The organism is Pseudarthrobacter sp. As-47 (assembly GCF_058215595.1).
In genome coordinates, this window is record NZ_CM177088.1 from 3,996,008 (window position 1) to 4,022,982 (window position 26,975).

The following is a 26,975-nucleotide window of genomic DNA, read 5'->3' on the forward strand; positions in this document are numbered from 1 at the left end:
TAGATTACATGCTTTCGACTGCCCCCGCTTGCCACGCGCGGCGCCCTGAGGTGGTCTGGGTTACCATCAGGGCGCCAAACCGCGGGTTTCCCGCTTTTTTCTTCGGTAGAGTCGCTAAAACATCTGTTGATATCCGGGCAGCGGGCCGGCCCGCCGCTGCGCAGAGCACCAGGAGGATGCACCACGTGAACCACCAGGACGTCCCGCCCAAGCCGGCCTCGCCGCCCACAGCGGGCCTGCCGCGCGTGCCTGCACCAGCAGCCGAACCGGTCCTGCACCCCCGTATGCAACCGGAGGACCCAACGGCGGCGCCTTCCGGGAAGGTCAACGGGCGGACGCTGTGGATTGCAGTCTTCGTTGTTGTGCTGCTGGCGGTCGTCGGTTCCCTGGTGTGGCTTGCCCTGTGGCTGAACTCAAACCAGGAGCCGGGCGCTTCCGGAAGTGGTGCTGAGGGGGTGCTGGAAACCACGGTGGCGCCTCCCGCCACGGCGCTGCCACTGCCCCGCGAGGGGGTGGCGCCCGCCGACTTCGCGCTGGGCGACTGCTTCAAGGATTTCGATCCCGAGGCACTGGAGTCCACCGTGGTGGCGTGCGATACCGGGCACTCGGCCCAGCTCGTGGCGTTGTTCCGGTATCCGGAGGGTGACTCCTATCCTGGTGCCGAGGCATTGAAGGCCAAGGCGCTGGAAGCATGCCAGGCCGCCAGGCTTGGCCCGGCCGCCAACGACTACGACCTCAACTACGAGCGCAGCTTCCCGAGCACCACCAGCTGGGAATCCGGTGACCGCAGGGTGGACTGCTACGTGACGGCCACCGGCGGGAACGTGATCAACGCAAGCGTGCTGCCCTAGCGGCCACCCGCCAGGACAGCACCCGCCTGTTGTTTTCCGGACGCCCCTAGTCCTTCCGGCGGACCGAGAGTCCGCTGCTGCGGCCCTCCGCCGCCGGGAGGTCGGTCCCGGCCGCAGTGAGTTCTCCCACGTCCGCGGCCGTGTCCACCACCACTGTGTCGCCGTCGCTGATATCGCCGGCCAGGATGGCTTTCGCCAGGCGGTCGCCGATCTCGCGCTGCACCAGCCGGCGCAGGGGCCGGGCACCGTAGGCGGGATCGAACCCGGACAGGGCCAGCCAGGCCCGCGCGCCTTCGGTTACCTCGAGCGTCAGGCGGCGGTCGTGGAGCCGGCGGCCCAGCTCGTCCACGTGCAGTTCCACGATGTGCGCCAGCTCTTCAACGGTGAGGGCATCGAACAGCACCACCTCATCCAGCCGGTTCAGGAACTCAGGCTTGAAGGATGCGTTGACGGTGGCCATCACGGCGTTCCGCTTGGCGTCCGGATCCAGGGTCTGGTCCACCAGGAACTGGCTGCCCAGGTTGGAGGTCAGCACGAGGATGACGTTGCGGAAGTCCACGGTGCGGCCCTGCCCGTCGGTGAGCCGGCCGTCGTCGAGCACCTGCAGGAGGATGTCGAAGACCTCGGGGTGGGCTTTCTCCACCTCGTCCAGCAGCACAACCGAGTACGGGCGGCGGCGGACGGCTTCGGTGAGCTGGCCGCCTTCCTCGTAGCCCACGTACCCCGGAGGCGCACCCACCAGCCGGGCCACGGAGTGCTTCTCCCCGTACTCGGACATGTCGATGCGCACCATGGCGCGTTCGTCGTCGAACAGGAAGTCCGCCAGCGCCTTGGCCAGCTCCGTCTTTCCGACGCCCGTTGGCCCCAGGAAGAGGAACGAACCGGTGGGGCGGTTGGGGTCGCTGATGCCGGCCCGCGCGCGCCGGACGGCGTCGGACACCGCAGTAACGGCCTTCGTCTGGCCGATCAGCCGCTTGCCCAGTTCCTCCTCCATGTGGAGCAGCTTCTGGCTCTCGCCCTGCAGCATGCGCCCGGCCGGGATGCCGGTCCAGGCGGAGATGACCTCGGCGATGTCGTCGGCGGTCACCTGCTCGGCAACCATCTGCGTGGATTTGTCCACGACGGCGGCCTCGGCTTCCGCGGCAGCGTTCAGCTCGCGTTCAAGGGCGGGAATCTCGCCGTAGAGGATGCGGGAGGCCGTTTCCAGGTCACCTTCGCGGGCGGCCTTCTCGTAGGCGCTCCGCAGTTCATCCAGCTTTGCCTTGAGGTCGCCCACCCGGTTGAGGCCGGCTTTTTCGGCTTCCCAGCGCGCCTTGAGGGCGTTCAGCTCCTCTTCCTTGTCCGCCTTGTCCGCCCGGAGTGCGGCCAGCCGCTCAACGGAGGCGGCGTCCTTTTCGTCCTGGAGGGCCAGCTCCTCCATGGTGAGCCGGTCCACCAGCCGCTGCAGCTGGTCAATTTCCTCGGGCGCCGAGTCGATCTCCATGCGGAGCCTTGACGCGGCCTCGTCCACCAGGTCGATCGCCTTGTCCGGCAGCTGCCGGCCCGAAATGTAGCGGTTGGAGAGCGTGGCGGCAGCCACCAGCGCGGCATCCGCGATGGTCACCTTGTGGTGCGCCTCGTAGCGCTCCTTCAGGCCGCGGAGGATGCCGATGGTGTCCTCCACGCTCGGCTCGCCCACGTACACCTGCTGGAACCTGCGCTCCAGCGCCGGGTCCTTTTCGATGTTCTCCCGGTACTCGTCCAGGGTGGTGGCACCGATCAGCCGCAGTTCGCCGCGGGCCAGCATGGGCTTGAGCATGTTGCCGGCATCCATGGATGAGTCGCCGGTGGCGCCGGCGCCCACCACGGTGTGGATCTCGTCAATGAACGTGACGATCTGGCCCTCGGAGTTCTTGATTTCCTCCAGGACGGCCTTGAGCCGCTCCTCGAACTCGCCGCGGTACTTGGCGCCCGCCACCATGGACGCCAGGTCCAGGGCGATGAGGGTCTTGCCGCGCAGGCTTTCCGGCACGTCCCCGGCGACGATGCGCTGGGCCAGGCCCTCCACCACGGCGGTCTTGCCGACGCCGGGCTCACCGATGATCACGGGGTTGTTCTTGGTGCGGCGGCTCAGGACCTGGACGATCCTGCGGATTTCGGCGTCCCGGCCGATCACGGGATCAAGCTTGCCGGAGCGGGCCATGGCGGTCAGGTCCGTGCCGAACTTTTCCAAGGACTGGAAGGTGTTCTCCGGATCCGGGCTGGTGACCTTCCCGTCGCCGCGGACACCCGGCAGGGCGGCGAGCAGCGCTTCGTGGGAGGCACCGGCGTCGCGCAGCAGGCGCGCCGCGGCGTCGTTGCCGGCCGAGAGTCCCAGGAGGAGGACCTCGGTGGAGACGAAGGTATCGCCGAGCCGGTCCGCTTCCTCCTTGGCGTTCTGGATGGCCTGCAGCGCGGGGCGGGAGAGCTGCGCCTGCTGGCTGGATCCGCCGGAGGTGGCAGGGAGCGCCTTGATGGCGCTGCTCGCCTGGACACTGACGGAGTCCGGGTCCGCACCCGTGGCGCGGAGCAGCGCCACGGCGACGCCTTCGCGCTGGTCCATGAGCGCCTTGAGCAGGTGGGCCGGCTCAACCTGGGGATTTCCGGCCGTGGAGGCGTTCATGGCCGCAGCCGAGAGAGCCTCCTGGCTCTTGGTGGTGAATTTGACGTCCAAAGAGAACTCCTTCCGGGGGCAGTTTTTATTAACTTGAGTCTACTACGCTCAACTTTGGTTTGTTGCCGTTCCTGACAAGTGTTTGCCTACAGCGAAACAGCTCTACGCGGCCGGCGACAGGGGCGACAGACCCTATTTCAGCGGGCGGGTGCTTCGCCCCGCAGCGGACAGTCCCGCTGCAGGACATCCCCGCAGCTGACAGCCCTACAGCGGGTAGACGGACACTGCTGCGGCCTTGACCACAAGGTGCACCGTCATCCCCGGGACCAGCCCGAGGTCCGCCAAGGCGGCCGGGGTGATGTCAGCCGCCAGCCCGCCGCCCCGCACGCGGATCTGGTCCCCATGAGGTTCCAGGTCCGTAATGGCCACCGCGAAGGAGTTCCGGGGGCTGCCGTGCGCGTCGGTGAGGAATACAGAAACGGCCGACGGCGGGAACACGGCCACCGCGGGACGGCCGGCGGGGACGGGGTCCTCGCTGTGGCCGGCAATATGCCCGCGGGCGGCCAGGATGCCGTCACCGGCGGAGGTTCCCACCACAAAGTTGAGTCCCGCCAGCCCGGCGGCGAACGCGCTGCGCGGCTTGTGCAGGACCTCCCGGGTGGGGCCTTCCTCCGCAATCCGGCCGTTCTCCAGGATGACCACCCTGTCGGCGAGCATCAGTGCGTCCAGGACGTCATGCGTGATGATGAGGGCTGGCCGGTCCGCGAGGACGCGCTTGAGCAGGCGCCGGAGCAGCGGGGCGGAATGGATGTCCAGGGCCGCCATCGGTTCGTCCAGGAGGAGGAGTCCTGGATCCGCGGCGAGAGCCCGGGCCACGGCCACACGCTGCGCCTGCCCGCCGGACAGTTCGGCAGGACGGCGGGCCGCAAGGTCCCCGGCTTCAACATCGTCCAGCCAGCGCACCGCCTGCTGCATTGCCTGGCGCCTCGGAGTCCCCGCGCTCCGCGGCCCGAATGCCACGTTGTCAGCCGCAGTGAGATGAGGAAAGAGCAGCGGCTCCTGGGCCAGCAGCGCCGTCCCGCGGTGGTGGGGGGCGGTCCACCGCTTCTGTCCTTCCTCCAGGTGGAACAGGATCCGGCCGTTCAGCTCGGCCCGTCCCCCGTCCGGCCGCACAAGCCCGGCGATGACCGAGAGCAGGGTGGACTTGCCGGCGCCGTTGGGACCCATCACGGCCACAGTTTCCGTGGGGCCCAGCGACATGGCAACGTCGAAACCGCGCTCCGCCAATGCTGCCTGGAACGAGAACGTCACGTGAGGGCACCGCCCGCCCCGGCAGCCGTCGTCGGCCGTTCCGCCGAAGCCTGCTTCCCGGCTTTCCCATCCGGGCCCCTGCTGCCCGGGCGCCGGTAGGCAAGGGCCACCACCGCGACGGCCACGGCCACCAGCACCAGGGAAAGCGCGACGGCGGCGTCCGGGTCGGTTTCGCGCTGCAGGTAGATTTCGAGCGGCAGCGTCCGGGTTACCCCCTGCAGGCTGCCGGCGAACGTAAGCGTGGCGCCGAACTCCCCAAGGCTCCGGGCGAAGGAAAGGACCGCCCCGGACGCCAGGCCCGGCAAGACCAGCGGGAGCGTGACGCGCCGGAAGACGGTTCCAGGTGTCGCCCCCAGCGTCGCGGCCACAGCCTCATACCTCTGGCCGCCGGTCCGGAGGGCGCCTTCGAGGCTCACCACCAGGAACGGCAGGGCCACAAAAGTCTGGGCCAGCACCACGGCGGTAGTGGAAAATGCGATTTGCAGCCCCAGCACCTCAATCGCCCCGCCCAGGAGCCCCTGCCGGCCAAACGTGTACAGGAGGGCGATGCCGCCCACCACCGGCGGCAGGACCAGGGGCAGCAGCACCAGCGAGCGCAGGAGCCCCAGCAGCGGAAACCTGCCCCGGGCCAGGACCACCGCAAGAGGCACCCCAAGCACGATGCAGAGGGCGGTGCTGGCCGCAGCCGTGCGCAGGCTCAGTCCCAGCGCCGCCAGGGCCGGCGCGGACGTGACCAGCGGGATGAAGTTGGCCCAGTTGACCCGCGCCACCATCGCAACGAGCGGAAGGACCACCACCAGGGCGGCCAGGACTGCGAGCCCATACAGCCAGCGGGGAACGCCGGTGTACGCCTGGCGGCCCGCGTGCCCGCCGGTCACCTGGCGCCAGCCCTGTGGATGCGCATCACGCCGGACCCGGTCCAAAGCCGGCCGCCGCCAGGACCTCCTGGCCTTCGGGGCCGGCCAGAAGGTCCAGGAACCTGCCGGCTGCGGTTTTATTGCGGCTGCCGGCCAGCACGGCGGCAGGGTACGGGTTCACTGCGGCGGCCGCCTCCGGGAAGGGGATGCCCTTCACCCGGGCGCCGGCTGACCGGACGTCCGTGACGTACACGAGCCCTGCGTCCGCTTCACCGGAGATGACTTTGCCCAGGACGTCCGTCACGGAGTTTTCTTCGCTGACCGGGCTGAGCACGGTACCGGTACTGTCCGCCACCCTGGCGGCAGCCGCCCCGCAGGGCACTTGCGGGGCACAGGCCACGAGTTTGATACCGGTTTTGGCCAGGTCCGCGAAGGAGCGGATGCCTGCCGGGTTTCCTGGCGGGACTGCGATGGCCAGGGTGTTGGAGGCAAAGTTTCGCGGTCCGCCGTCCACCAGGCCGGCCTCCTGCACCTTGGCCATGGTGCCGGAGTCCGCGGACGCGAACACGTCCGCGGGCGCTCCCTGGCTGAGCTGGGTGGCCAGGTCAGCTGATCCCGCGAAGCTGAGGGTGACGGTGGTGCCGGGGTTTTCCGCTTCGAAGCGTTCGGCGAGTTCGGTGAAGCTGCTTTTGAGGGATGCTGCGGCGAACACGGTCAGTGTGCTGCTGCCACTGCCGGCGCCTGCTTCACCCTTGCCGGTGCACGCGGCCAGCGTGGCGGTCATCAGAACCGCCAGCAGCAGCGCCGTCAGCTTCCGACTCCCCGTCACAGCGCCTTGCCCCGGGGCGTTTCGATGATCACCGTGGTGGCTTTGACCACTGCGGTGGCCACGGAGCCGGGTTCCAGCCCCAGCTCCCGGACGGCTTCGCTGCTCATCAGCGACACCACACGGAACGGCCCGCACTGCAGTTCCACCTGCGCCATGACCTTGTCCGCGGTGATGTTGGTGACCAGGCCCACGAACCGGTTGCGGGCCGAGCTCCCCGTGCGGTGGGGATCGTCCGGAAGCTGCGCGAGCTTCTGCGCATGCAGGGCCAGCTCCAGCCCGTCGACTGCCAGCCGGCCGGCGTCGTCCTTCACCGGGGTGAGGCTCCCGTTCTCCGTCCAGCGCCGGACGGTATCGTCACTGACGCCGAGGAACCGGGCTGCCTCGGCCACACGGATAATGTTCATGCCGTCAGTCTAATCCGCAGATACGGATGAAAGCGCGTCCTGCTGCCGCATTTCCGGCGCGGCTTGGGCGGCGGACGCCACTCCGGTGGGCGCCCGGAGTCTGCCTGGTTCCGGCCCGGCGTGCGCTCCTGCCCGGTTGCCTGCCCGGACACGCCGGAGCTGACGGCGGGTCGGGGCGGAAACCGGCCGCCGCCACCACGTAACCGGGCGGGAGCGCACCCCCTCCGCGGGTTCGGGCCCAATTAGACTTCCCCCATGGCCATCTTCATCGACCCGCCGCTGTGGCCTGCGCACGGAACCCACTTCTCCCACCTCGTTTCGGATGAGTCACTGGAGGAGCTGCACTTGTTCGCAGCCGCGGCGGGCATCCCCGAGCGGGCGTTCGACGGCGACCATTACGACGTCCCGGAGCGCCGCTTCGATGACCTGGTGGCTGCCGGTGCCGTTCCGGTCGAAGCCCGGATCCTGGTCCGCACGCTGATCGCCAGCGGACTCCGCATCCCCGCTCGCCGGCGCAACAAGTCGTTGAAGGTTCCGCTGCTGAACCGCTGGAACGCCGTGATGCCCGGCCACGACGCCCTCTTCCTGGACCTCCTGGACCGGTGGAGCGAGCCGCACCGCCGGTACCACGGCTGCACCCACCTGCTGTCCGTCCTCGAGTCCCTCGACCTGCTCACCGATCCCGCCGACCCACCACGCACGGTCCTGCTGGCGGCCTGGTTCCACGACGCCGTCTACCGCGGGGTGGCCGGCCAGGACGAGGAGGAGTCCGCCCGCCTCGCCGAAGACCGCCTGCAGGCGGCAGGCCTTCCGGAGGCTGAGGTGTGCGAGGTGGGACGGCTGGTCCGGCTGACCTCGGACCACCGCCCGGACCAAGGGGACGACGACGGCGCCCTCCTCTGCGACGCCGACCTCTCCGTCCTTGGCGGGGAACCTGGGGAGTACGCGCGGTACGTTGCGGCCGTCCGCCAGGATTACGCGCACATTGGCGACGCTGACTTCGCCGCCGGGCGCACCGCCGTCGTGCGCCGCCTGCTGGAACTGGACCCGCTGTTCCACAGCGGCAGGGCACGGGAGCTGTGGCTGGACGCCGCGCACCGCAACTTGAAAGGCGAACTGGCGTGAACGCATCCACCTCCAACCCCCGCCACACCATGACGGCAAGCGCGGCGCACCGGCAGCTGCCCTCCGCAGTCCGGATGGAGTGGGGGCTCGACGGCGCCAGGACAGTAGCGTCCGGCGCGGACCTTGCCGTGGTGGTGGACGTCCTGTCCTTCAGCACCTGCGTCAGCATCGCCCTGGACCGCGGAGCGGAAGTTTTCCCCTTTCCGTGGAAGGACACCGGCGCTGAGGACTTCGCCGCACGCCACGGCGCGCACCTGGCAGGTCCCCGCGACGGAGGCGGACTCAGCCTCTCCCCCGCAAGCTTCCGGGCCGCGGCATCCCTGGACCGGGTGGTCCTGCCGTCGCCCAACGGCTCCGCGCTCTGCCACGAACTGGCCCGCGAAGTCCCCTTAGTGGCCGCCGTGAGCCTCCGCAACGCTGCCGCCACCGCCGAGTGGGTGGCCGCCAACCTCCCCGCGGATGCCGTCATCGCAGTGATTGCCGCCGGCGAGCGCTGGCCCGGCGGGGGACTCCGGCCAGCCGTGGAGGACCAGATCGGCGCGGGCGCGTTCATTGCCGGCCTGGTGGCCGCGGGCAAGGGCGGGTACGAGCCGGAGGACGGCCGGCACGGCTACTCGCCGGAGGCTGTAGCGGCCATGGCCGCCTTTGAAGCCGCCGAGCCGCGCCTCCGCGAGATGCTCCACGGCTGTTCCAGCGGCCGCGAGCTGGCCGGCGGTGGCTACGGGGCCGACGTCGATATCGCCGCCGAACTGGACGACAGCGACGCCGTGGCCCTCCTGGTCAACGGGGTGTTCAGTCCGCGCTGACGGTGCCGTCCGCCGGGACCGGTGGTGCGGGGCTTCTCCGGCTGAACCTTTACGGCTGCCGCGCCCGGGTGCAACACTGCTCGGATGACTGTGCGCATCCAGGCCCTCTGCATCGATTCCACCAACCCGCAGGTACCTGCCGGCTTCTGGGAACGGGCCCTGGGCTGGCGTCGGACCTACGAGGCAGACGATGAAATCGTGCTCGAACCACCGGCGGGCAGCCCGGAGGCCGGCGTGGTCCCGGACCTGCTGTTCCTTAGGGTGCCCGAGCGCAAGGAGTCCCAAGAACCGGCTGCACCTGGACCTCCGGCCCGAGGACCGGGACGCGGAAGTGGCACGGCTGGAAGGCCTGGGCGCCAGGCGCGTGGACGTGGGCCAGGGCCCGGACGTTACCTGGGTGGTGATGGCTGATCCGGACGGCAACGAGTTCTGCGTGCTGCGCGCCCTGCGGCCGGACGAGGCTGCCGGCTGAGCTGGTTGCCCGACGCGTGCCCGTCTACGGGCAGGCCGACGCGTGTCCGTCTACCGGTAGGTGGAGACGAACGGCTGGCTGGTGGGCACGATCTGCTTGCCCAGCGGCATCAGGGACACCGGGATGAGCTTCAGGTTGGCGATGGCCAGCGGGATGCCGATGATGGTGACCGCCATGGCAAAAGCGGTGACCACGTGCCCGATCGCTATCCAGACGCCTGCCACCAGGAGCCAGATCACGTTCCCCAGCAGCGGGAAGACGCCGGTGCCGCCGGGCTTGTCCACCACGGTCCGGCCGAAGGGCCAGAGGGTATAGGCGGCGATCCGGAACGAGGCGATGCCCCACGGGATGGTGATGACCAGCAGGCAGCAGATGACACCGGCAGCGAAATATCCGAGCGCGAGCCAGAACCCGCCAAAAACCAGCCAGATGATGTTGAGCAGTGTCTTCATTCATCCATTGTCCCCTGCGTCCGCCGGCACACAGCTCAGGGACTTCCCTGAGGCGCCCCTGAACCGGCTCCCGCCGCATCGCCTAGACCGTGGACTCGGCTTTCGCCGCATGCACGAAGGCGCGGACCTTGGCCAGGTCCTTGACACCGCGGGATGCCTCAACACCGGAGGAAACGTCCACGCCCCAGGCGTGGGCGGCAGCTGAAGCCTTCCCCACGTTCTCCGGGTCCAGGCCGCCGGCCAGCAGCCAGCTGCGTCCCTGCAGGGCAGGGAGGCCGGCCACCGAACCGTAGTCCCAGGCCTCGCCAGAACCGGGAACGGCGGCGTCGATCAGGAGCAGGTCCTCGCCCCAGTCCTCCAGTTCCTCGGGCGTGGCACTCAGGGTGACGGCCCTGACCAGCTTCATCCCGGCGTCGTGCACGGTGGCAACGTCCTCGCGGGTGCGCGTGCCGTGCAGCTGGATCCATTCCAGCCCGGCGGCGCGGGCAATGGCCACGGCGTCAACAACGGGCTCGTCGCGGAATACGCCGATCGGCAAAACCCGTTCCGGGACCTCGGCCAGCAGGGCCGATGCCTGCGAGGGCGAGACCACGCGGGGGCTGGCGGTGAGGACGAAACCCACCGCATCCGCTCCCGCGGCCACCGCTTCGCGAACAGATTCCGGCGTGCTGAGACCACACACTTTGACGAACATTCCCGGCTCCTTCAGGCTGTTTTCGTGTTGTCCCCCCGGAGGAGAGTAGCAGGGAAGGATGGGAGCTGCCGACACCCTGCCGCCTGCACACCGCCGCCGGGCGGGCAACTAGGCTGAACAGATGGAGATCATCCGCTTTGCCGACCTTAAACCTGAACCGTGGCGCAACGGCGGTGGGGTAACACGCCAGATCGCGGGCCATTCCGGCGTCGACTCCGGACACGACGGCGGGTGGGACTGGCGGGTCAGCATCGCCGAGGTGGGCAAGGCCGGGGAGTTCTCGCCGTTTCCCGGAATGGAGCGGGTGCTCACCGTGGTTGAAGGCGAGCTCCTGCTGCTTACCGTGGATGGCGCTGAACATCCCCTCGAAAAGTACCGCGCGTTCCGGTTCCCCGGCGGGGCCGAGACCACCTGCGCCCTCCCCACGGGGGACGTCCGCAACCTCAACGTCATCACCCGGGCCGGGAAGTACAAGGGCTTTACGTCCATCATTGAGCTCTCGAAGAAACGGGCCCATCCCCTTTTCGCCGGCCAGCTGGGCGTCCTGCTGCAGGGCCAGGCGACTGCCTCTTCCCCTGCCGCCCCTGGCGCTGCCTCTGCCGGGTCCGGGGCGCTGGGGCCGGTGGCCCTTGACCGCTACGACGCCGTGGTGGGCTCGGACAGCGGTTCCCCGGAGGTCCTGGGCCGCGGCTTCCTGGCCGTTGTGTCCATCGATGAAATTACTGGCTGAGGCTGAAGCGCCCGACGTCCACTACGGCATGGTTCCGGCGCGCTTCCTCGGCGGCGAAGACGGCGGCGTGGCTGACCAGGGACTCGTCCAGTCCGGACACCACTCCTGACCAGTCCCCGCCGGCGAGCGCCGCAACCCAGGCGGAGATGAGGCCGCGGTCGCCGCCTTCGTGCTTTTCGCCCCGGACCTGCGGCACGGCGGCGGGCACGGGGTGGACAGTTGTTGATCCGGTCAGGAAGTCGTAGACGGAGATGGCTCCGGCTTCGATGGTGATCTCTCCGTGGCTGCCGAAGATGCGGGTCCGCCGGGGGCCCGCGGCGGTGAAGGCCGTGGCGGTGAACGCGGCGGTTGTGCCGTCCTCGTATTCGATGTTCACCACCTGGTGGTCCACGACGTCGTTGTCCGAGAAATAGACGCAGCGGCCGTAGGGGCCCGTGGCCAGGGCGTGCAGCAGTGATTCGGGGGTGCCACCCGGATCCACGACGTCGGCGAAGTACGCCCGTGCCGGGTCCGGCCTGCCGCCGTTCGATGGCCGCCCGGCGCCGTAGATCTTCAGTGCGGAGTAGGGGCAGCTTGGTTCAGCCGGGCAGTCGGTGCAGCGCCGGGTTGCGCCTTCCGGCGCCCCCTCGGGACGGAAGTGGGCCAGCTGCCCGAAGGAGGATACCCGCAGGGGCCTGCTGCCGATGATGAAGGAGAGCCAGTCGACGTCGTGCGTGCACTTGGCCAGCAGGAACGGACTTGAGTTCTCCTCGCGGCGCCAGTTCCCGCGGACGTAGGAATGCGCGAAGTGCCAGAAACCAACGGGCTCCAGGTGCTGGACGGAGATAATGAGGCCAACTGCCCCGCCGGCCAGGAGTTGCTTGAGCAGTGCCGTCAGCGGGGTGTAGCGCAGCACGTGGCAGACCGTTGCCCTGGTGCCGGTTTCACGGCTGAGGCGGTCAAGTTCGGCGCAGCCTGCGGGGTCGGCGGCGACGGGTTTTTCCAGGAGGATCTGGTAGCCGTGGGCTGCGGCTGCTGCGAAGGGGCCCGCATGTTCACGGTCCGGTGTGGCGATGATGATGCCGTCGGCGGGCAGGCGGCCGGCCAGCATCGCCTGCCAGTTGTCGAAAACCCCGTTGTCCGGGACACCGAGTTCCTTCGCCAGGGGGCCGCGCAGCTCGGCGCGCGGCTCGGCAAGGCCCACCACGGTGGCCCGGCCGGTGGCGGCGGCGAGGCGGGCGTACGCGGCGCCCCTGGCTCCGGCGCCGGCGATGAGGAGGCGCACCGTGCCTGCGTGCCTGCCGGCCGCGCTGTCGCCGTCGTTTACGGGGAGCCCCTGCGGCAGGGCGCCCACGGGTCAGCCGTTCCCGGGATCGGCAAGCCATTCCAGTGCCACGGCCGCTGTCCACGACTGGTCCATGCTGCCCAGCGGTTCACCGGTGAAGGGTTCGTAGTACTCACCGAAGTGGCCCTCCATGAGCTGGGCGAGGGAGGCCTCGCGCAGTTGGTGGTAGCGCTTCTGGTCGCCGCGCCTGCGCAGGCAGTGGGCCAGGTACCAGTTCATCACCGGCCACACCGGTCCCCGCCAGTACTGCCGGGGCTTCAATCCTTCGTACGTGGTGGACGTGGAGGCCGGGAGCGGGAAGGCCAGGCGAGGGTCTCCGGTCCAGTCCGGCCCCTCGAAGATCTCCAGTTGCCTGTCGAGGAGGGCCTGGTCCGCGGTGGAAACCAGGGGTGCGAACCCGGCGATGGTGGGCGGTCCGATCCATTCGCCTGTCAGCACATCCCTGTCCCGCGCCAGTCCGGTCTCCTCATCCACGGTCGCGTCGACGCCGTCGCGGAATTCCCTGGCCCACTGCCGCAGCTGGGGCGCTTCCTCGGGCAGGCCGAACTGTTCAGCCAGCACGGCAAGGTCCTCGCTGGCCGCGGCAAAGATAGCCGACATGAAGACATCCTTGACCTGGAAGGACATCACCGCCGGCAGCCGGGCGTCGTCGAACCCCACGGCGGCCATCTGCTGCACCAGCCACAGGTAGCGGCTGTACTCCTCGTCGCTGGGTCGCTGGCTGTGGTCGGTGACCTTGAGCGTGTCCGTGCGGACAAACGGCTCCATGTCGCCGGGCTGGACCCTGGAGTACGGGCCGTCGAAGCGCGGTGAGTTGTCCATCCCGGACTCCCAGCCGTGGTAGATGGTGAGCAGGCCCGAGCCGTCCCCGCCGCGGGCGCTCCGGAGCCAGGCGTGCCAGTCGATCCAGTGCGGCAGGGTCCGCCGGGTGAATTCCTCCGCGAGCATGGCGTCCTCGCCGCCGGCCGCCGTCGCGCGCTCCACGATGCGGCGCAGCATGGTGGCGTGGACCGGCGGCTGGCAGATCCCGCTGGACTGCACGCCCTCCGGCGCCACGCCGCGGGTCCCCCAACGGTCCACGTCGGGGAAGTAGCCGGGGACGTCGGAGAAGACGATGTGCGGGATCATCCCGCTCTTCCACTGCGCGGCCACGAGGTAGTCCAGCTCCTGCAGGGCGCGGGCCACGCTCACGGTGGAGAGGCCGGTGGCCACGAAGGCGGCATCCCAGCTCCACATGTGCGGGTAGAGGTTCGGCGCCGCCGTGACCATGGTGCCGATGTCGTTGGCTGCCAGGACGTCCCTTGCCCGGCTCCCCAGTTCCTCAAGGGTGCGGATTGGATAGCTGTCTCCGCTGTTCCCTTCCGGCGCCTGGCTCATGCCGTCAATCCAAGCTGGGTTTCCGTGTCGAAGAACCGGATTGCAGCCTGGTCGAAGCGCAGCCCCACCTTTTCCCCCGAGGAGACCCGCACGGTGGAGGCCACCTGCACTTTGATGGTCTGCCCGCCCAGGTCCATGGTCAGCAGCGTGGCGTGTCCCAGCGGTTCCACCACTTCCACGGTGGCGTCCAGGGTTCCCGGCGTGCCGCGGTCCTCGAGATAGATGTTCTCCGCCCGGATTCCGACCATCACGGGAAGGCCGCCGGACCGGGCTGCGGAGCGGGCCAGGAATTCGGGGGCCGCGGTGCTTTGGCCGGCGACTTCCAGGGCGCCCTGCTGGGTGACGCGGCCCTCCAGGAAGTTCATGGGCGGTGAACCGATGAACCCTCCCACGAACCGGTCTGCGGGTTCCTCATAGACCGTGATGGGGTAACCCAGCTGGGCGATCTGCCCCTTCTTCATCACGGCGACCCGGTCCGAGAGGCTCATGGCCTCCACCTGGTCATGGGTGACGTAAAGGGTGGTGGAGCCCAGCTGCTGGACGATCTTTTTCAGCTCCGCCCGGAAGTCGAGGCGCAGGAGCGCATCGAGGTTGGACAGGGGCTCGTCCATGAGCAGGACGTCGGCGTCCATGACGATGGCGCGTGCGACGGCGACGCGCTGCCGCTGCCCGCCCGACAGCTGGGCGGGATACCGGTCAAGGTAGGGGGTCAGCTGGAGCAGGTCCGCCGCCCACGCGACCTTCTTCTCCAGTTCGTCCCGGGGAACCTTCTTCATGACCAGGCCGAACCCGATGTTGGTGCGGACCTTCCGGTGCGGGAAGACGGCGTAGGACTGGAACACCATGGACAGGTTCCGGTCCTGCGGCGGCAGGTAAGTCACGTCCCTGCCGCCAATGGAGATGCTTCCCTCGTCCGGGAAGTCCAGTCCCGCCACCATGCGCAGCAGGGTGGTCTTTCCGCAGCCCGAAGGCCCCAGGAGCACCATGAACTCGCCCTCGGCAACATCAAGGGAAACGTTGTTGGTGGCCAGCTCGGTGCTGCCCGGGTAGGTCTTCTTGAGACCCTTGATCGAGATGTCAGCCATGGAACAGCCTCTCTGGAACGCACTCAGCGGATGGTGGAGCCCCACATGTTGGTGAGGTAGCGGCGCATGAAGAAGATGAAGATCAGTGCCGGGATCACCAGCAGGAAGCCGCCGGCGAACCGGTAGGCCAGCGGTGACTCGGCGAGGGAACTGAGGACCTGGGCCGGCAGGGTGCGCTGGTTCAGGGTAAGGATCGACGCTCCCAGCACCTCGTTCCAGGACATCACGAAGGTGAAGATCGAGGCCGCCGCGATGCCCGGGATGGCCATGGGCATGACCACCTTGAGGAAGGCCTGCACCGGGCTGCAGCCGAAGATGCGGGCGGCTTCCTCGACGTCGCGCGGCACACCCAGGAACACCGAGGAGGTGATCAGGATGGTGGTGGGCAGTGCCAGTGCTGTGTGGAGCAGGACGACGGCCAGGACGCTGTCATACAGCCCTGTCTGGAGGAAGAGCTGGGCCAGCGGCACGGAAAGCACCACGATGGGCAGGGCCCGGGTGAAGAGCAGGAAAAGCTGGTACGGGTCCCTGCCGGGAAAGGCGAAACGCGCCACCGCGTAACCGGCCGGGACGCCGATGATCAGGGACAGCAGGAGCGTGAAGATGCCCACCTGGACGGAGTTGATGAGGCCGCCCAGGATGCCCGTGGACTGCAGGAACGTCTGCATGGTCTCAAGGGAGAAATTGTTCGGGATGAAGCTCAGCGGGAACTCCTGCAGGGCCGCCCTGCTGGAGGTGGCGGACAGGGCGATCAGGTAGATCGGCAGCGCCATGAAAAGCGTGATGAGGATGCAGCCCACCTGGAGCAGGATCCGGTTCCGGCGCCGCCTAGCCAGCGGCCTGCGGTCCACCTCCGGCACCGGGCGGTCTGCCGGGGCCGTTGCCTTGTTGGTGGTGGCGTGGCTCATCGCGGGGCCTCCGACTGGTCTTTCAGGAGCTTGAGGTATCCGACGGCGGTGACCATGGACACAGCCATCACCACCAGGGCCAGGGCGGACGCCACGTTGGCGTCCTGGAGCCCGGTGTACCAGCGGTAGGTCTCGCCGACCACCAGCGGGAAGTTCTGCCCGGTGAGGGCCAGTGCCACCGCGAAGGTCTGGAAGGCCAGGATGGTCCGCAGGATCAGCGCGGTCTGGAGGCTGGGACGCAGCAGCGGCAGGGTCACGTGCCACAGCCGGTCCCAGAAGCCGGCCCCGAAGACGCCGGCCGCCTCCTCATAGTCCTTGGGAATGGACTGCAGACCGGCAACGACGATCACGAACACCAGTGACGTTGCCCGCCAGACTTCCGCGATCAGCACGGCCATGAACATGGAGGCGTAGTTGTCGTAGGCGAGCCACGAGACCGGCTCAAGGCCCACGGAGGCAAGCACGGAGTTCAGGTACCCGCGGTCCGTGAAGACCGTCAGCCACACCAGGCCGGCGGCAAGGTCGCTGACCGCCAGGGGGATGGCCCAGATATAGAAGTACACCGAGGACCCGCGCGGTTTGGCCCGGATCAGCAGGGCCATGGCCAGCGCCAGGACGAACTGGATCGGAATCATCACCACGATCAGCAGCAGGGTGTTGCCCACTGAAGACCAGAAGTAGGGGTCCTGCGCCATCCGGGTGAAATTCGCCGTCGTCAGTCCTTCCGGGCCGCCAAACGCCTGGAGGATGCCGCTGACCATGGGCCAGCCGAACAGCAGGGTCATGAAAACGATGGACGGGGCAATCAGCAGCATTGCCGCCGAGGTTCCGCTCCTCCGCGGCGGCCGGCCGCGCGGCCTTGCGGGCCGGGGCCGGGGCCTTACGGCAGCGGGTGCGTCCGGGGAAGCCATCACGCAACCCTGCACTGGTCAGCGTCGGGATCCGGGGCCCAGCAGGGAACATTCAGCGTGTCCATGATGCTGGCCAGCTCCGCCCCTTGGCGGTCCAGCGTCGCCTTGACGTCTGCGTTGTTCAGGCAGATCTCCTGGAAGCAGTTCTTGAACAGCTGCGAGACCTGCGGGTCCTTGTCGCCCAGGCCCACCGGCGGGAGCGCAAGGATGGCGTCCGGAGCTTCCTGCTGCGCCTTGACGGCCTTGGCCTCGAGGGCGATACCGCCCGGGAGGTCGCTTCCAATATCCGCCTCCACCACCGGGAAGAAAGCATTGGACTTCAGCGTCTCGATTTGCGCCTCCGGCTTCGACAATGCCTTGATCAGCTCGAAGGCCTTGTCCTTTTCCGGCGAACCCTGGGGGACGGCCATGCCGCCGACGACGAGCAGGTAGCCCTTGCCCTTCGGACCGGACGGGGCGGGCACCATCAGCCAGTCGTCGGGCTTGTCCTGGACCGCGTTGATGAGGCGTGCCACGTGGTCCCACGCCACCAGGACTTCCCCGTTGCCCAGCGGCTCCTGCATGAAGTCGTAATTGGCGGAGGCCGGATTCATGTTGGCCCACAGGTCGCGCATGTACGTCCAGGCGGTGACGGCATCGGCGTTGCGGAACGTGGTGATCTGCCCGCCGGTGAAGCTTGGGAGCAGGAAGCCCTGGTAGAAGCGGTGGTGAAGGCCCTTCGGCCCGGCGGGAATGCCGAACACAGGGCGCCCCCCGTTCGCCGCCTTGGCTGCCTGGGCCCACGCCAGGAAGTTCTCGTAGGTGAGGTTGTTGACGTCGGCGCCAGACGGCAGCCACTCCAGCGCCTTCTTGTTGACCGCCACCACATACGTCGCCTGGATCCAGGGGATGTACCGGGGAGAATCCGTTCCGAGCTTTGCCAGCTCCAGCAGGTCATCGGAATAGCCGGCAGACGAAAGGTCGCTGGTCAGGGAGCTGAGGTCCTCGAACTGGGACGCGAAGGGGATGAGGTCGCTGTGCAGGCCCGCTGCAATGCCTATTTCAACCTTCCCTGCGGCAAGCTGGGACTTCAGGGTGGTGTTGAAGATGCCGGTGTCCACGGGGTTGTAGGCCACCTGGATATCGCCGGCGAACTTTTTCAGCGTGGCTTCATATTTCTGCCTCTCCTCCACGGGGGAGAACTGGGTGGAAAGGAAGTTGACCGACCCTTCCCCTCCGCTCCCGCTGGTGTTCACGCCGCAGGCTGCCAGCAGGGGGCCGGTGGCCAGGGCCATCAACCCTCCCTTCAGCATGGTCCGCCGGCTGAGGTCACGGTGGGCAAGATCCGACATTGGAACCTCCTGCTGCGAGGGCAGATAGTATTTTTGTCTGGTGATCGATCATAATTGTGTGATCTAGATCACGTCAATGGCCAGGCCGCGGCGCGGGCAGGCCACCTACGCAAAGGAAGCGGGCAGGATGACCCAGCAGAGGACGCTCGTCGGGGGCTCAGGCCAGCCTCCCGCGGGTCCTGCCACCAGCGCCGGCCACGTCCTCCAGCTCCTGCGGTCAAGCACCGCCGGATACAGCCGGGCGGACCTGCTGGACATTACCGGCATGGCCCGGTCCACCCTTTATGAGCGGCTGGACGCCCTTTTCGCTGCGGGCCTGGTCTATGAATCCACGCCGCTGCGCTCCCAGCGCGGCAGGCCGCCCCGGGCCCTCCGCTTCGAAAACCGCAACAAGCTGGTCCTCGCGATCGAGATCGGGCACACCCACGCCAGCATCCACCTCCTGTCCCTGGGCCGGGACATCGTGGCCTCCGCCCGGCTGCCAATCCAGATCAGCCAGCCTCAGGAAGGCGTGGCCGGCGCTGTCATCGAGGAGTCCCTGCGGCTCCTCGGCGGGCGGCAGCCGGTGGGAGCAGGAGTGGGGCTGCCGGCCCCGGTGGACCCCCTCCACCGGCTTGGCCTGGAACGCACCGTCCTCGCCCACTGGGACCTGCAGCGCCTGCAGGACGTTATGGAGGCGAGGCTCGACTGCCCGGTCCTGCTGGAAAATGACGCCCGTTCGATGGCGGTCGGCGAGGTCCGGGAGCCGCTCGAGTCCCTCGTGGCAGTGAAGGTGAGCACCGGCGTCGGCTCCGGCATCATTGTGCGGGGAGCCCTGGTCCGCGGCGCCCACGGTGCCGCCGGGGACATCGGGCACGTGCGGATTCCCGAGGCCGCGGGCCGCCGCTGCCGCTGCGGGCGGGACGGCTGCCTCGCGGCGGCGGCGTCAGGACGCGCGCTGCTCTCGGCACCGGAGCTCGCCGGCTACGGCACCCTGCGCCGGCTCGTTGATGCGTGCGGCAGCGATCCCGCCGTGCGTTCCGCCGTCACGGAAGCCGGGCGGGTACTGGGGCGTGCGCTCGCAGCGACGGTGGGGACGCTGAATCCCGGCCGGATCGCAGTGGGCGGACTCGTGGGCGTGCTTCCGGATTTCCTGGCGGCCTGCCGGCAGCAGATCCTCGACGACGCCTTTGAACCGTCCCTGGTGGACCTTGAGGTTGTCTCCGCGGACAGCCGGACGGCCACGGCTGTGGGACTGTGCAAGCTCGTGGAGGAGAGCCTTTACGCGCCGGAGCGGGTGGAACAGCTGCTGGCGCAGCGGGCCGGCTGAGCAAAGTGCCACAGGGCAGCCTTGCCTTGCAGAAGCAGAGCCTTTCCACACTGGTGGCCCATCCGGGCCGTCCCTAGACTCGGGCTATGACCACTTCATCGTTCAATGCGCTCCTGTCCACCCAGATCGGCAACGAGTTCACCGCGTCGCAGCAGTACATTGCCGTGGCCACCTGGTTCGCCAACCAGGACCTCCCCCAGCTGGCGCGCTACTTCTACCGCCAGTCCGTGGAGGAACGGAACCACGCCATGATGATGGTGCAGTACATGCTTGACCGGGACATCCCCTTCACCATTCCCGGCGTTCCGGCTGTCCGGAACGACTTTGCCTCCGTCACCGAGCCGCTGGCCCTGGCACTTCAGCAGGAAAAGGAAGTCACCCGCAACATCGAGGACCTGTTCCGGGCTGCCCGCGGCGAAAACGATGCCCTGGGCGAGCAGTTCATGCTGTGGTTCCTGAAGGAGCAGGTGGAGGAAGTGGCGTCCATGACCACCCTGCTGAACATCGCAGAGCGCGCGGACAACCTGTTCGACATCGAGAACTTCATTGCCCGCGAAACCATCGGCGACGGCGGCCGGGACACCTCCGCCCCCGAGGCTGCCGGCGGGGCGCTCTAACCGCCGCGGCCCAACTGGGTCGCAGCAGATGTCGGATTGAGCCCCCAAAAGAGCATCTGCTGCTACCTAGTTGGGCGGGAGGGCACCTGGTGAGGTTGGGCACCAAACCTGCCCGCCGCCGTCGTGCGTTGCTACTCTGGAAACCAAGGCTCCGCACCTGGGCCTCCGGACGACGGTTCAGTACCCGGAACGCGACAAGACTGGCCAAAGGATCTGCCATGTCGTGGTTAATACTTCTTCTCTCCGGGGCGCTCGAGGCAGTCTGGGCCGCATCCCTGCACCGCGCTTTCCAGGCTTCGGGGCGGAAGCGCCTCGCCCCCGCCGCGCTCTTCCTGGTCTCTGTCGCCGCGAGCACGGGCGGCCTGGCCATCGCGATGCAGTCCATCCCCACCGGTACCGCCTACGCAGTGTGGGTCGGGGTGGGCGTGGTGCTGACCTCCGCCTACGCCATCGTCACCAAGGCGGAACGCCCCACGGCGGCGCGCCTCCTCCTGCTGTCCGGCATCGCTGTGTGCGTGGTTGGCCTGAAGGTGGTGGCGTAATGCTGCGGCGTTCGCTCCCCTGGCTGGTGCTGCTGGCCTCGGCCGTCCTCGAAGCCGTATGGGCCACCGCGCTGGGACTGTCCAACGGGTTCAGCCAGCCCGTCCCCACCCTTGTTTTCGCCGTGACGGCAACCCTGAGCATGCTGGGCCTGGGCTGGGCCATCCGCACCATTCCGCTGGGCAGCGCCTACGCCGTGTGGGTGGGCATCGGCGCCGCGCTGACGGTGGGCTGGGCGATGGCCACCGGCGTGGAGCCGTTCAGCGTGCTGAAGGTTGTGTTCATTGCCGGGATCGTTGGCTGCGCCGCCGGCCTCAAGGCGCTGCCGCAGGACCGGTAGAACCCCTCAGGACAAGGTCGGACCCCAGGACCACCGGCGAGCGCGTGGACTGCTCACCGGCCATTTCGGCTGCGAGCGCATGGACTGCAGCGTGGGCGATCGCGGCGGCCGGCTGGCGGAGCGTCGTCAGCGGCGGATCTGTGAGGGCCATCAGAGTCGAGTCGTCAAAGCCCACGATGGATACGTCCTCAGGCACCCGCAGCCCCCTGGCCCGTGCCGCGCGGATGGCCCCCAGCGCCATGACGTCGGATGCACACACGATCGCCGTGTGGCCGGAGTCAAGGAGCTCGTTGGCCGCGCTCTGGCCGCCCTCCACCGTGTACATGCTCGTGGCCGTGTGGGGTGCGGGATCGTCGACGCCCAGATAGTCCGCAAGCGCGGTCCGGAAACCTGCCAGTTTCTGCCGGCTGGGAATGAAGCGGTGCGGGCCGACTGCAAGCCCCACCTTCCGGTGTCCCAGGCTGGCCAGGTGCTGGACCGCCGTCCTGATCGCGGCGGCGTCGTCATTGGACACCGAGGCCGCCCCGAGCTCAGGGCGGGGGCCGTTGACCAGGACGTACGGGATGCCCCGGCCGCGCAGCCGGTGGTAGCGCTCCAGGCTGGCCTGGCCGTCCGCGTGGGCGCTGCAGATGAAGATGATGCCGGCTGCCCCCTGCGCCACGAGCATCTCGATGTACTCGTCCTCTGAACGGCCTCCGCCGGGCAGCGCACAGATAACGGGGATGAAATCCTCCTGGGAGAGGAGGGAGACCACCGCCTGGGCGATGGCCGGGAAAATCGGGTTGGTGAGGTCGGGGACAATGATTCCCACCTGCCCCCTGGCTGCGCTGCGGGTGCGGTCGGGCCGCTCGTACCCGAGATCGTCCATGGCAGCGAGAACGGCCTGGCGCACCTCCCGGGACACGCCTTTCCGCCCATTGACCACCCGGGACACCGTGGCGATGCTGACGCCGACCTTCCGTGCAAGGTCTTCCAGTTTCGGCCGCTCGGCCGCGGCGGTTTCCGTCCCGCTCCCGGTCATACTCATGGTGCTCCTTCGCCGGAACAGCATTCCGGAGGTCTCGTGCTTCCCAGTGTACGGACACAGGAGTACACGTGGCATGAAAACAAAGCGTGAAATTTTCAGCAAACCGTTGACGTGCGTAGGAGGCGAAACTTAGGCTCTTGGGACACCCCGCTCCCCACCGTTGCCGTTCGGGGCGTTTCCAAGGAAGGTCTTCCATGTCCCACAAATCCCTACCGGCCGGGCCACCGCCTGCGCTCAACAGAAAACTGGCAGCCGCCCTGGCGGCAGCCTGCGCCACTCCCCTGGCGCTGGGCGGCCTCGCCCTCCCGGCCTCCGCGGACCACACCGCTGTGCCGCAGGCCGTGGCCCTCGTCGGTTCGCTGCAGTCCGAGATCGGCTGCCCCGGGGACTGGCAACCCGACTGCGCGGCCAGCAGGCTGCAGCCGGTGGAGGGCTCCGCCTCGCTCTACCGCGCCACGTTCGATATCCCTGCGGGCACCTACGGGATGAAGGTTGCCCTGAACAATTCATGGGATGAAAACTACGGCGCAGGCGGCGCTGCCGGCGGCGGCGACCTGGTGCTCAACGCCCCGGGCGGGCCTGTGACCTTTACCTACGACCACGCCAGCCACACCCTCACGGACAATGTCCCCGATGCCCTCGGCGCCGAGGCTGGCGCGCACTGGTTGTCGGCGGACACCATCGCGTGGCAGGCGCCGGCGGCGGAGGGAACCACCTACCGGCTTTACAGCGCGCCCGACGGCGGCCTGGCTGTGGCGGACGGCCAGGTCACCGGCGGCAGCTACGTACCACTTGAGAAGACGAACCAGACCTTGGATGCGGGACTGGCAGCCAAGTATCCCCACCTCTCCGGATTCGCCTCCCTGCGGCTGGCCGAAGGCGACGCAGCGCGGGCCAAGGAACTGCTGAAGGGCCAGCTGCTCGTTGCCGCCGTCGGTGCGGACGGCCAGGTCACCGCCGCCACCGGAGTCCAGGTCCCCGGGGTCCTGGACGCTCTCTACCAGGACGCGGCGGGGCGTGAACTCGGGCTGGGCTGGAAGGGCAACCGGCCGGAGCTTTCCCTGTGGGCGCCCACGGCGCGCAGCGTCACCATCCACACCTACGCATCAGGCTCCGGCGGCGACCCCGTCTCCAGCCGCCCCATGGAACCGTCCCGGGACGGCGTCTGGTCCATGACCGGAGAGAAGGACTGGAAGGGCGCCTACTACCTGTACGAGGTGGAGGTCTTTGTTCCGGAAACCGGCAAGGTTGAACGGAACCTGGTCACCGACCCCTACAGCGTGGGCCTGTCCGCCAACTCCGGGCGCAGCCTCTTCGTGGACCTGGAGGACAAGGCGCTGGCCCCCGAGGGCTGGAAGAAGCTGCAGAAACCGACCCTCACCAAGCCCGAGGACCTCTCCCTCTACGAACTCCACGTCCGCGATTTCTCCATCACGGATGAGACCGTGCCGGAGGCGCACCGGGGAACCTACAAGGCCTTCACGGACACCGACAGCAACGGCATGCAGCGCCTCCGCGAGCTTACGGACGCCGGGATGAACGCAGTCCACCTGCTCCCGGTCAATGACATCGGCACCATCGAGGAACGGCGCAGCGAGCAGCTCGAACCGGCCTGCGACCTCGCCGCCCTGCCCGCGGATTCGGAGGAGCAGCAGGCCTGCGTCGCGGAGACTGCAGCCAGGGACGGGTTCAACTGGGGCTACGATCCCCTGCACTACACAACACCGGAGGGCTCCTATGCCACCAATCCCGACGGCGCCACCAGGATCACCGAATTCCGCGAGATGGTGGCTGCCCTGAATACCTCCGGCGCGCGGGTCATCCAGGACGTGGTCTACAACCACACCTCGAGTGCCGGACAGTCCGGGAGCAACAACCTGGACCGCATCGTTCCGGGCTACTACCACCGCCTGAACCCCGGCACCGGGTCCCTTGAGACGTCCACCTGCTGCGCCAACACGGCAACCGAGAACACCATGATGGGCAAGCTCATGATCGATTCCCTGGTGACGCTTGCCAGGACGTACAAGCTGGACGGCTTCCGCTTTGACCTCATGGGCCACCACTCGAAGCAGAACATGCTGGACGTCCGGGCGGCCCTGGACCAGCTGACCCTGTCCAAGGACGGCGTGGACGGCAAGGCCATCACCCTGTACGGGGAGGGCTGGAACTTCGGCGAGGTGGCCAACAACGCCCGGTTCGTCCAGGCCACCCAGGAAAACATGGCCGGCACCGGCATCGGCACCTTCAACGACCGCCTGCGCGATGCCGTGCGCGGCGGCGGCCCCTTCGACCCCGACCCCCGGGTCCAGGGTTTCGCGTCCGGACTCTATACGGACCCGAACAGCTCCCCTGCCAACGGGACCCCGGAACAGCAGAAGGAAGCACTCCTGCTGGCCCAGGACCTGGTGAAGGTGGGGCTGACAGGCAATCTGAAGGACTACTCCTTCGTGGACCGCACCGGCGCCACCGTCACGGGGGCGGACGTGCCGTACAACGGTGCTCCCGCAGGCTATACGAGCGACCCGCAGGAGGCCGTCACCTATGTGGAGGCCCATGACAACGAGACGCTCTTCGACGCCCTTGCGCTGAAGCTGCCGCAGGACACCCCCATGGCGGAGCGGACCCGGATGCAGACGCTTGCCCTCAGCACCACGGCCTTTGGCCAGGGCATCTCCTTCTGGCACGCGGGCGGCGAAGCGCTGCGCAGCAAGTCCCTGGACCGCAACAGCTACGATTCGGGCGACTGGTTCAACATCATGGACCACACGGACGGCACCAATGGCTTCGGCCGGGGACTGCCGCCCAAGGCGGACAATGAGGACAAGTACGGCTACATGCGCCCGCTGCTGGCAGACCCCTCACAGAAGCCGGCCACCAGCGACATCGCTGAGGCGCGCGGCCGGGCTGCTGAGCTCCTGCAGATCCGCAAGAGCACGCCGCTGTTCCACCTCGGCGAGGCCGGTTTGGTCCAGCAGAAGGTGTCCTTCCCCGACGGCGGTCCCGGACAGGCTCCGGGCGTGGTGGTCATGCACATCGACGACTCCGTGGGCCCGGATGTGGACAAGGACCTGCGCGGGCTGGTGGTGGTCTTCAACGCCGCCGATGACACAGTCAGCCAGACGGTGGCCGCCACGGCAGGCGCGTCCTACGGCCTGCACCCGGTCCAGTCCGGCGGCACCGATCCTGTGGTCAAGACGGCCGCGCACGATCCCGCGACCGGAACCTTCACCGTTCCGGCCCGCACCGTGGCGGTGTTCCAGCTCGGCTAGGCCCGCGAGGCAGCCCAACGGTTTCCCGGGCAGTCTAGGCTTTTGCCATGGACTCCCCCGAGATCTCCGCAGCCGTCGCCGGGCTGCGCCATGCCGTTCGCGGCGCGCCGGGTGTCGGGCGGCGGATACTGCTGGGCATCGCGGGGGCACCGGGCGCCGGAAAGTCCACGTTCGCTGCCTGGCTGCAGCAGCAGTTCGGGCCCGGTGAGGCGGTGGTGGTGCCCATGGACGGTTTCCACCTGGGCAACACCATCATTGAGGGCACGCCGCTGCGGCAGCGCAAGGGGGCCATCGACACGTTCGACGCCGGCGGGTACCTTTCGCTGCTGCGCCGCCTGGTGCGGCGGGACGAGGCAGTGGTATACGCGCCGGAGTTCCGCCGCACCCTCGATGAACCGGTGGCGGCCTCCATCGCCATTCCCGCGGAAGTCCCTCTGGTGATCACGGAAGGCAACTACCTGTTGTTTGAGCAGGAACCGTGGAAGGACATCCGGGCGCAGCTGGATGAGGTCTGGTTTGTCGATGTATCCCCGGCGCTGCGGCTGAACCGGCTGGTGGAACGGCACATCTCATTCGGAATGGAACGGGCCGCGGCGGAAGCGTGGGCAGCCGGCCCGGACCAGGCCAACGCCGTGCTGATCGAGGCCACCCGTCCGGCGGCCAGCAGGATTATTCCCTGGCACTAGGAAGTTGCCACTACCAACGGCATCTCGAAACGGCGCCGGTCACGGCGAGGAACCAGGAGAACTGATGGCACACGTAGTAACCCTCGGAGACGGACTCACTGCCAGCCCGCTCGGCTTCGGCGGCATGGCCCTGACGCCCGTGTACGGGGAGGTGGACCAGGAGGACGCGCTCCGCACGCTGCACCACGCCGTCGACTCCGGTGTCACCTTCATCGACACTGCGGACATCTACGGCGGGGGCAGCAACGAGGAACTGGTCGCCCAGCTTCTGAAAGAGCGGCGGGACGAGGTCCAGCTGGCCACCAAGTTCGGGCTGGTGGGCACGCCGGCGGACGGCTACACGGACATCCGCGGCGACGCCGCCTACATCCGCCAGGCCGTGGACCGCAGCCTGCACCGGCTGGGCACAGACGTGATCGACCTCTACTACATGCACCGCCGCGACCTCCGCGTTCCCCTGACGGAAACCGTGGGAGCCATGGCGGAGCTGGTGCAGCAGGGCAAAATCAGGCACCTGGGGCTGTCCGAAGTAACGGCCCAGGAGCTGGAGGAAGCCACCGCCGTGCACCCCATTGCGGCGGTCCAGAGCGAGTGGTCCATCTGGAGCCGTGACGTGGAACGCAACGTCGTTCCTGCCGCTGCCGCCCTGGGAACCGGTTTTGTGCCGTACTCGCCGCTGGGCCGGGGATTCCTCACCGGCACCGTGGACGCCTCCAGCCTGGGCGAGAAGGACTTCCGCCGCCGGATCCCCCGCTTCGCACCCGATGCCGCCGGCGCCAACCGGGCGGTAGTGGACACGGTGCAGGCCGTGGCGGTCAGCCTGGGCGCGACGCCCGCGCAGGTTGCCCTCGCCTGGCTGCTCGCGCAGGGCAGGAGACTGGGGCTGCCCGTCGTCCCCATCCCCGGCACCCGCAAAGCACACCGGATCGACGAGAACCTCGGCGCCCTGGACCTGGAACTGGCCCCGGCGCACCTGGACGCGCTCGGCGAAGCGTCGGACGCCGTCGTCGGTTCCCGCTCAGCCGATCCCACGTGGGTGTCCGAAGGGCGCGAATAAAGCCTCACACGACGCCGAAGGGCGGCCC

At 68.4% G+C, this 26,975-nt stretch carries 25 protein-coding genes, 1 pseudogene and 1 riboswitch; of the genes and pseudogenes, 12 read left to right on the forward strand and 14 right to left on the reverse strand.

Annotation, left to right across the window (positions count from 1 at the left end):
* Positions 1 to 176 precede the first annotated feature (176 nt).
* The gene (locus tag AC4BCK_RS18535; protein WP_490566320.1) at positions 177 to 851 is read left to right on the forward strand and encodes a septum formation family protein; all 675 of its coding nucleotides are present in this window, start codon (positions 177 to 179) and stop codon (positions 849 to 851) included.
* A gap of 46 nt (positions 852 to 897) precedes the next feature.
* Here the strand turns inward: AC4BCK_RS18535 and clpB are convergent, their stop codons facing one another.
* The 5 genes from clpB to AC4BCK_RS18560 form a co-directional block, all read right to left on the reverse strand.
* Positions 898 to 3,543: an ATP-dependent chaperone ClpB gene (gene clpB, locus AC4BCK_RS18540; RefSeq protein ID WP_363957070.1), complete on the reverse strand. Its 2,646-nt coding sequence runs from the start codon at positions 3,541 to 3,543 to the stop codon at positions 898 to 900.
* A 204-nt stretch (positions 3,544 to 3,747) separates the two neighbouring features.
* Positions 3,748 to 4,794, reverse strand: a complete 1,047-nt coding sequence (locus AC4BCK_RS18545) for a sulfate/molybdate ABC transporter ATP-binding protein (RefSeq protein WP_490566321.1) — start codon at positions 4,792 to 4,794, stop codon at positions 3,748 to 3,750.
* A complete protein-coding gene (locus AC4BCK_RS18550) occupies positions 4,791 to 5,672 on the reverse strand; it encodes an ABC transporter permease (RefSeq protein ID WP_364271395.1) in 882 nt (293 codons plus the stop codon). The genes AC4BCK_RS18545 and AC4BCK_RS18550 overlap by 4 nt, the downstream gene beginning before the upstream one ends.
* A gap of 25 nt (positions 5,673 to 5,697) precedes the next feature.
* A complete protein-coding gene (modA, locus tag AC4BCK_RS18555; RefSeq protein WP_490566932.1) occupies positions 5,698 to 6,435 on the reverse strand; it encodes a molybdate ABC transporter substrate-binding protein in 738 nt (245 codons plus the stop codon).
* A 41-nt stretch (positions 6,436 to 6,476) separates the two neighbouring features.
* The gene (locus AC4BCK_RS18560) at positions 6,477 to 6,884 is read right to left on the reverse strand and encodes a TOBE domain-containing protein (protein WP_174175169.1); all 408 of its coding nucleotides are present in this window, start codon (positions 6,882 to 6,884) and stop codon (positions 6,477 to 6,479) included.
* A 255-nt stretch (positions 6,885 to 7,139) separates the two neighbouring features.
* On the opposite strand from AC4BCK_RS18560, the gene AC4BCK_RS18565 reads away from it, so the two are divergent.
* The 3 genes and pseudogenes from AC4BCK_RS18565 to AC4BCK_RS18575 all read left to right on the forward strand — a co-directional run bounded on the left by AC4BCK_RS18565 (position 7,140) and on the right by AC4BCK_RS18575 (position 9,287).
* Positions 7,140 to 8,009 carry a DUF4031 domain-containing protein gene (locus AC4BCK_RS18565; RefSeq protein ID WP_174175171.1) on the forward strand — a complete coding sequence of 290 codons (870 nt, stop codon included), beginning with the start codon at positions 7,140 to 7,142 and terminating at the stop codon, positions 8,007 to 8,009.
* A complete protein-coding gene (locus tag AC4BCK_RS18570; protein ID WP_251420322.1) occupies positions 8,006 to 8,815 on the forward strand; it encodes a 2-phosphosulfolactate phosphatase in 810 nt (269 codons plus the stop codon). The genes AC4BCK_RS18565 and AC4BCK_RS18570 overlap by 4 nt, the downstream gene beginning before the upstream one ends.
* A gap of 84 nt (positions 8,816 to 8,899) precedes the next feature.
* Positions 8,900 to 9,287: pseudogene (locus AC4BCK_RS18575) on the forward strand (VOC family protein).
* A 50-nt stretch (positions 9,288 to 9,337) separates the two neighbouring features.
* On the opposite strand, the gene AC4BCK_RS18580 reads toward AC4BCK_RS18575, so the two are convergent.
* Positions 9,338 to 9,739: a YccF domain-containing protein gene (locus tag AC4BCK_RS18580; protein WP_104186460.1), complete on the reverse strand. Its 402-nt coding sequence runs from the start codon at positions 9,737 to 9,739 to the stop codon at positions 9,338 to 9,340.
* A gap of 82 nt (positions 9,740 to 9,821) precedes the next feature.
* Positions 9,822 to 10,433, reverse strand: a complete 612-nt coding sequence (locus AC4BCK_RS18585; RefSeq protein ID WP_174175177.1) for a phosphoribosylanthranilate isomerase — start codon at positions 10,431 to 10,433, stop codon at positions 9,822 to 9,824.
* 121 nt (positions 10,434 to 10,554) lie between these two features.
* Here AC4BCK_RS18585 and AC4BCK_RS18590 point away from each other — a divergent pair, with 121 nt between their 5' ends.
* Positions 10,555 to 11,163, forward strand: a complete 609-nt coding sequence (locus tag AC4BCK_RS18590; RefSeq protein ID WP_251420318.1) for a HutD/Ves family protein — start codon at positions 10,555 to 10,557, stop codon at positions 11,161 to 11,163.
* On the opposite strand, the gene AC4BCK_RS18595 is transcribed toward AC4BCK_RS18590, so the two are convergent.
* Genes AC4BCK_RS18595 through AC4BCK_RS18620 form a run of 6 tightly spaced genes read right to left on the reverse strand, consistent with a single transcriptional unit; the run spans position 11,153 to position 18,099 of the window.
* A complete protein-coding gene (locus AC4BCK_RS18595; protein WP_490566322.1) occupies positions 11,153 to 12,496 on the reverse strand; it encodes a Gfo/Idh/MocA family protein in 1,344 nt (447 codons plus the stop codon). The two genes, AC4BCK_RS18590 and AC4BCK_RS18595, sit on opposite strands and share 11 nt — an antisense overlap.
* Before the next feature lie 3 nt (positions 12,497 to 12,499).
* A complete protein-coding gene (gene ggh / locus AC4BCK_RS18600; RefSeq protein WP_377088176.1) occupies positions 12,500 to 13,864 on the reverse strand; it encodes a glucosylglycerate hydrolase in 1,365 nt (454 codons plus the stop codon).
* Positions 13,861 to 14,949, reverse strand: a complete 1,089-nt coding sequence (locus AC4BCK_RS18605) for an ABC transporter ATP-binding protein (RefSeq protein WP_490566323.1) — start codon at positions 14,947 to 14,949, stop codon at positions 13,861 to 13,863. The genes ggh and AC4BCK_RS18605 overlap by 4 nt, the downstream gene beginning before the upstream one ends.
* Positions 14,950 to 14,972: 23 nt before the next feature.
* Positions 14,973 to 15,857: a carbohydrate ABC transporter permease gene (locus tag AC4BCK_RS18610; protein WP_251420304.1), complete on the reverse strand. Its 885-nt coding sequence runs from the start codon at positions 15,855 to 15,857 to the stop codon at positions 14,973 to 14,975.
* Entirely contained in the window at positions 15,854 to 16,768 is a 915-nt protein-coding gene (locus AC4BCK_RS18615; protein WP_217432137.1) for a carbohydrate ABC transporter permease, read from the reverse strand. The genes AC4BCK_RS18610 and AC4BCK_RS18615 overlap by 4 nt, the downstream gene beginning before the upstream one ends.
* Positions 16,768 to 18,099 (reverse strand): ABC transporter substrate-binding protein, encoded by a 1,332-nt coding sequence (locus tag AC4BCK_RS18620; RefSeq protein WP_174175187.1) that lies wholly within the window; start codon positions 18,097 to 18,099, stop codon positions 16,768 to 16,770. The genes AC4BCK_RS18615 and AC4BCK_RS18620 overlap by 1 nt, the downstream gene beginning before the upstream one ends.
* Before the next feature lie 127 nt (positions 18,100 to 18,226).
* On the opposite strand from AC4BCK_RS18620, the gene AC4BCK_RS18625 reads away from it, so the two are divergent.
* The 4 genes from AC4BCK_RS18625 (at position 18,227) to AC4BCK_RS18640 (ending at position 20,905) form a co-directional block, all read left to right on the forward strand.
* Positions 18,227 to 19,408: an ROK family transcriptional regulator gene (locus tag AC4BCK_RS18625; RefSeq protein WP_490566324.1), complete on the forward strand. Its 1,182-nt coding sequence runs from the start codon at positions 18,227 to 18,229 to the stop codon at positions 19,406 to 19,408.
* 86 nt (positions 19,409 to 19,494) lie between these two features.
* The gene (locus AC4BCK_RS18630; protein ID WP_363939993.1) at positions 19,495 to 20,025 is read left to right on the forward strand and encodes a ferritin; all 531 of its coding nucleotides are present in this window, start codon (positions 19,495 to 19,497) and stop codon (positions 20,023 to 20,025) included.
* 143 nt (positions 20,026 to 20,168) lie between these two features.
* Positions 20,169 to 20,234: riboswitch (guanidine-III (ykkC-III) riboswitch) on the forward strand.
* A gap of 9 nt (positions 20,235 to 20,243) precedes the next feature.
* Positions 20,244 to 20,567 carry a DMT family transporter gene (locus tag AC4BCK_RS18635; RefSeq protein WP_251420290.1) on the forward strand — a complete coding sequence of 108 codons (324 nt, stop codon included), beginning with the start codon at positions 20,244 to 20,246 and terminating at the stop codon, positions 20,565 to 20,567.
* Positions 20,567 to 20,905 carry a DMT family transporter gene (locus AC4BCK_RS18640; RefSeq protein WP_251420289.1) on the forward strand — a complete coding sequence of 113 codons (339 nt, stop codon included), beginning with the start codon at positions 20,567 to 20,569 and terminating at the stop codon, positions 20,903 to 20,905. Before AC4BCK_RS18635 ends, AC4BCK_RS18640 begins: the two co-directional genes overlap by 1 nt.
* On the opposite strand, the gene AC4BCK_RS18645 is transcribed toward AC4BCK_RS18640, so the two are convergent.
* Entirely contained in the window at positions 20,880 to 21,932 is a 1,053-nt protein-coding gene (locus tag AC4BCK_RS18645) for a LacI family DNA-binding transcriptional regulator (RefSeq protein WP_174175196.1), read from the reverse strand. The genes AC4BCK_RS18640 and AC4BCK_RS18645 overlap by 26 nt on opposite strands.
* 194 nt (positions 21,933 to 22,126) lie before the next feature.
* Here AC4BCK_RS18645 and pulA point away from each other — a divergent pair, with 194 nt between their 5' ends.
* From pulA to AC4BCK_RS18660, 3 genes are all read left to right on the forward strand, one after another.
* Complete coding sequence (pulA, locus tag AC4BCK_RS18650) at positions 22,127 to 25,204, forward strand: pullulanase-type alpha-1,6-glucosidase (RefSeq protein ID WP_490566325.1); 3,078 nt, start codon at positions 22,127 to 22,129, stop codon at positions 25,202 to 25,204.
* 47 nt (positions 25,205 to 25,251) lie between these two features.
* Complete coding sequence (locus AC4BCK_RS18655) at positions 25,252 to 25,890, forward strand: nucleoside/nucleotide kinase family protein (RefSeq protein WP_490566326.1); 639 nt, start codon at positions 25,252 to 25,254, stop codon at positions 25,888 to 25,890.
* A gap of 64 nt (positions 25,891 to 25,954) precedes the next feature.
* On the forward strand, positions 25,955 to 26,947 hold the full coding sequence (locus tag AC4BCK_RS18660) for an aldo/keto reductase (protein WP_490566327.1): 993 nt from the start codon (positions 25,955 to 25,957) through the stop codon (positions 26,945 to 26,947).
* Positions 26,948 to 26,975: the final 28 nt, after the last annotated feature.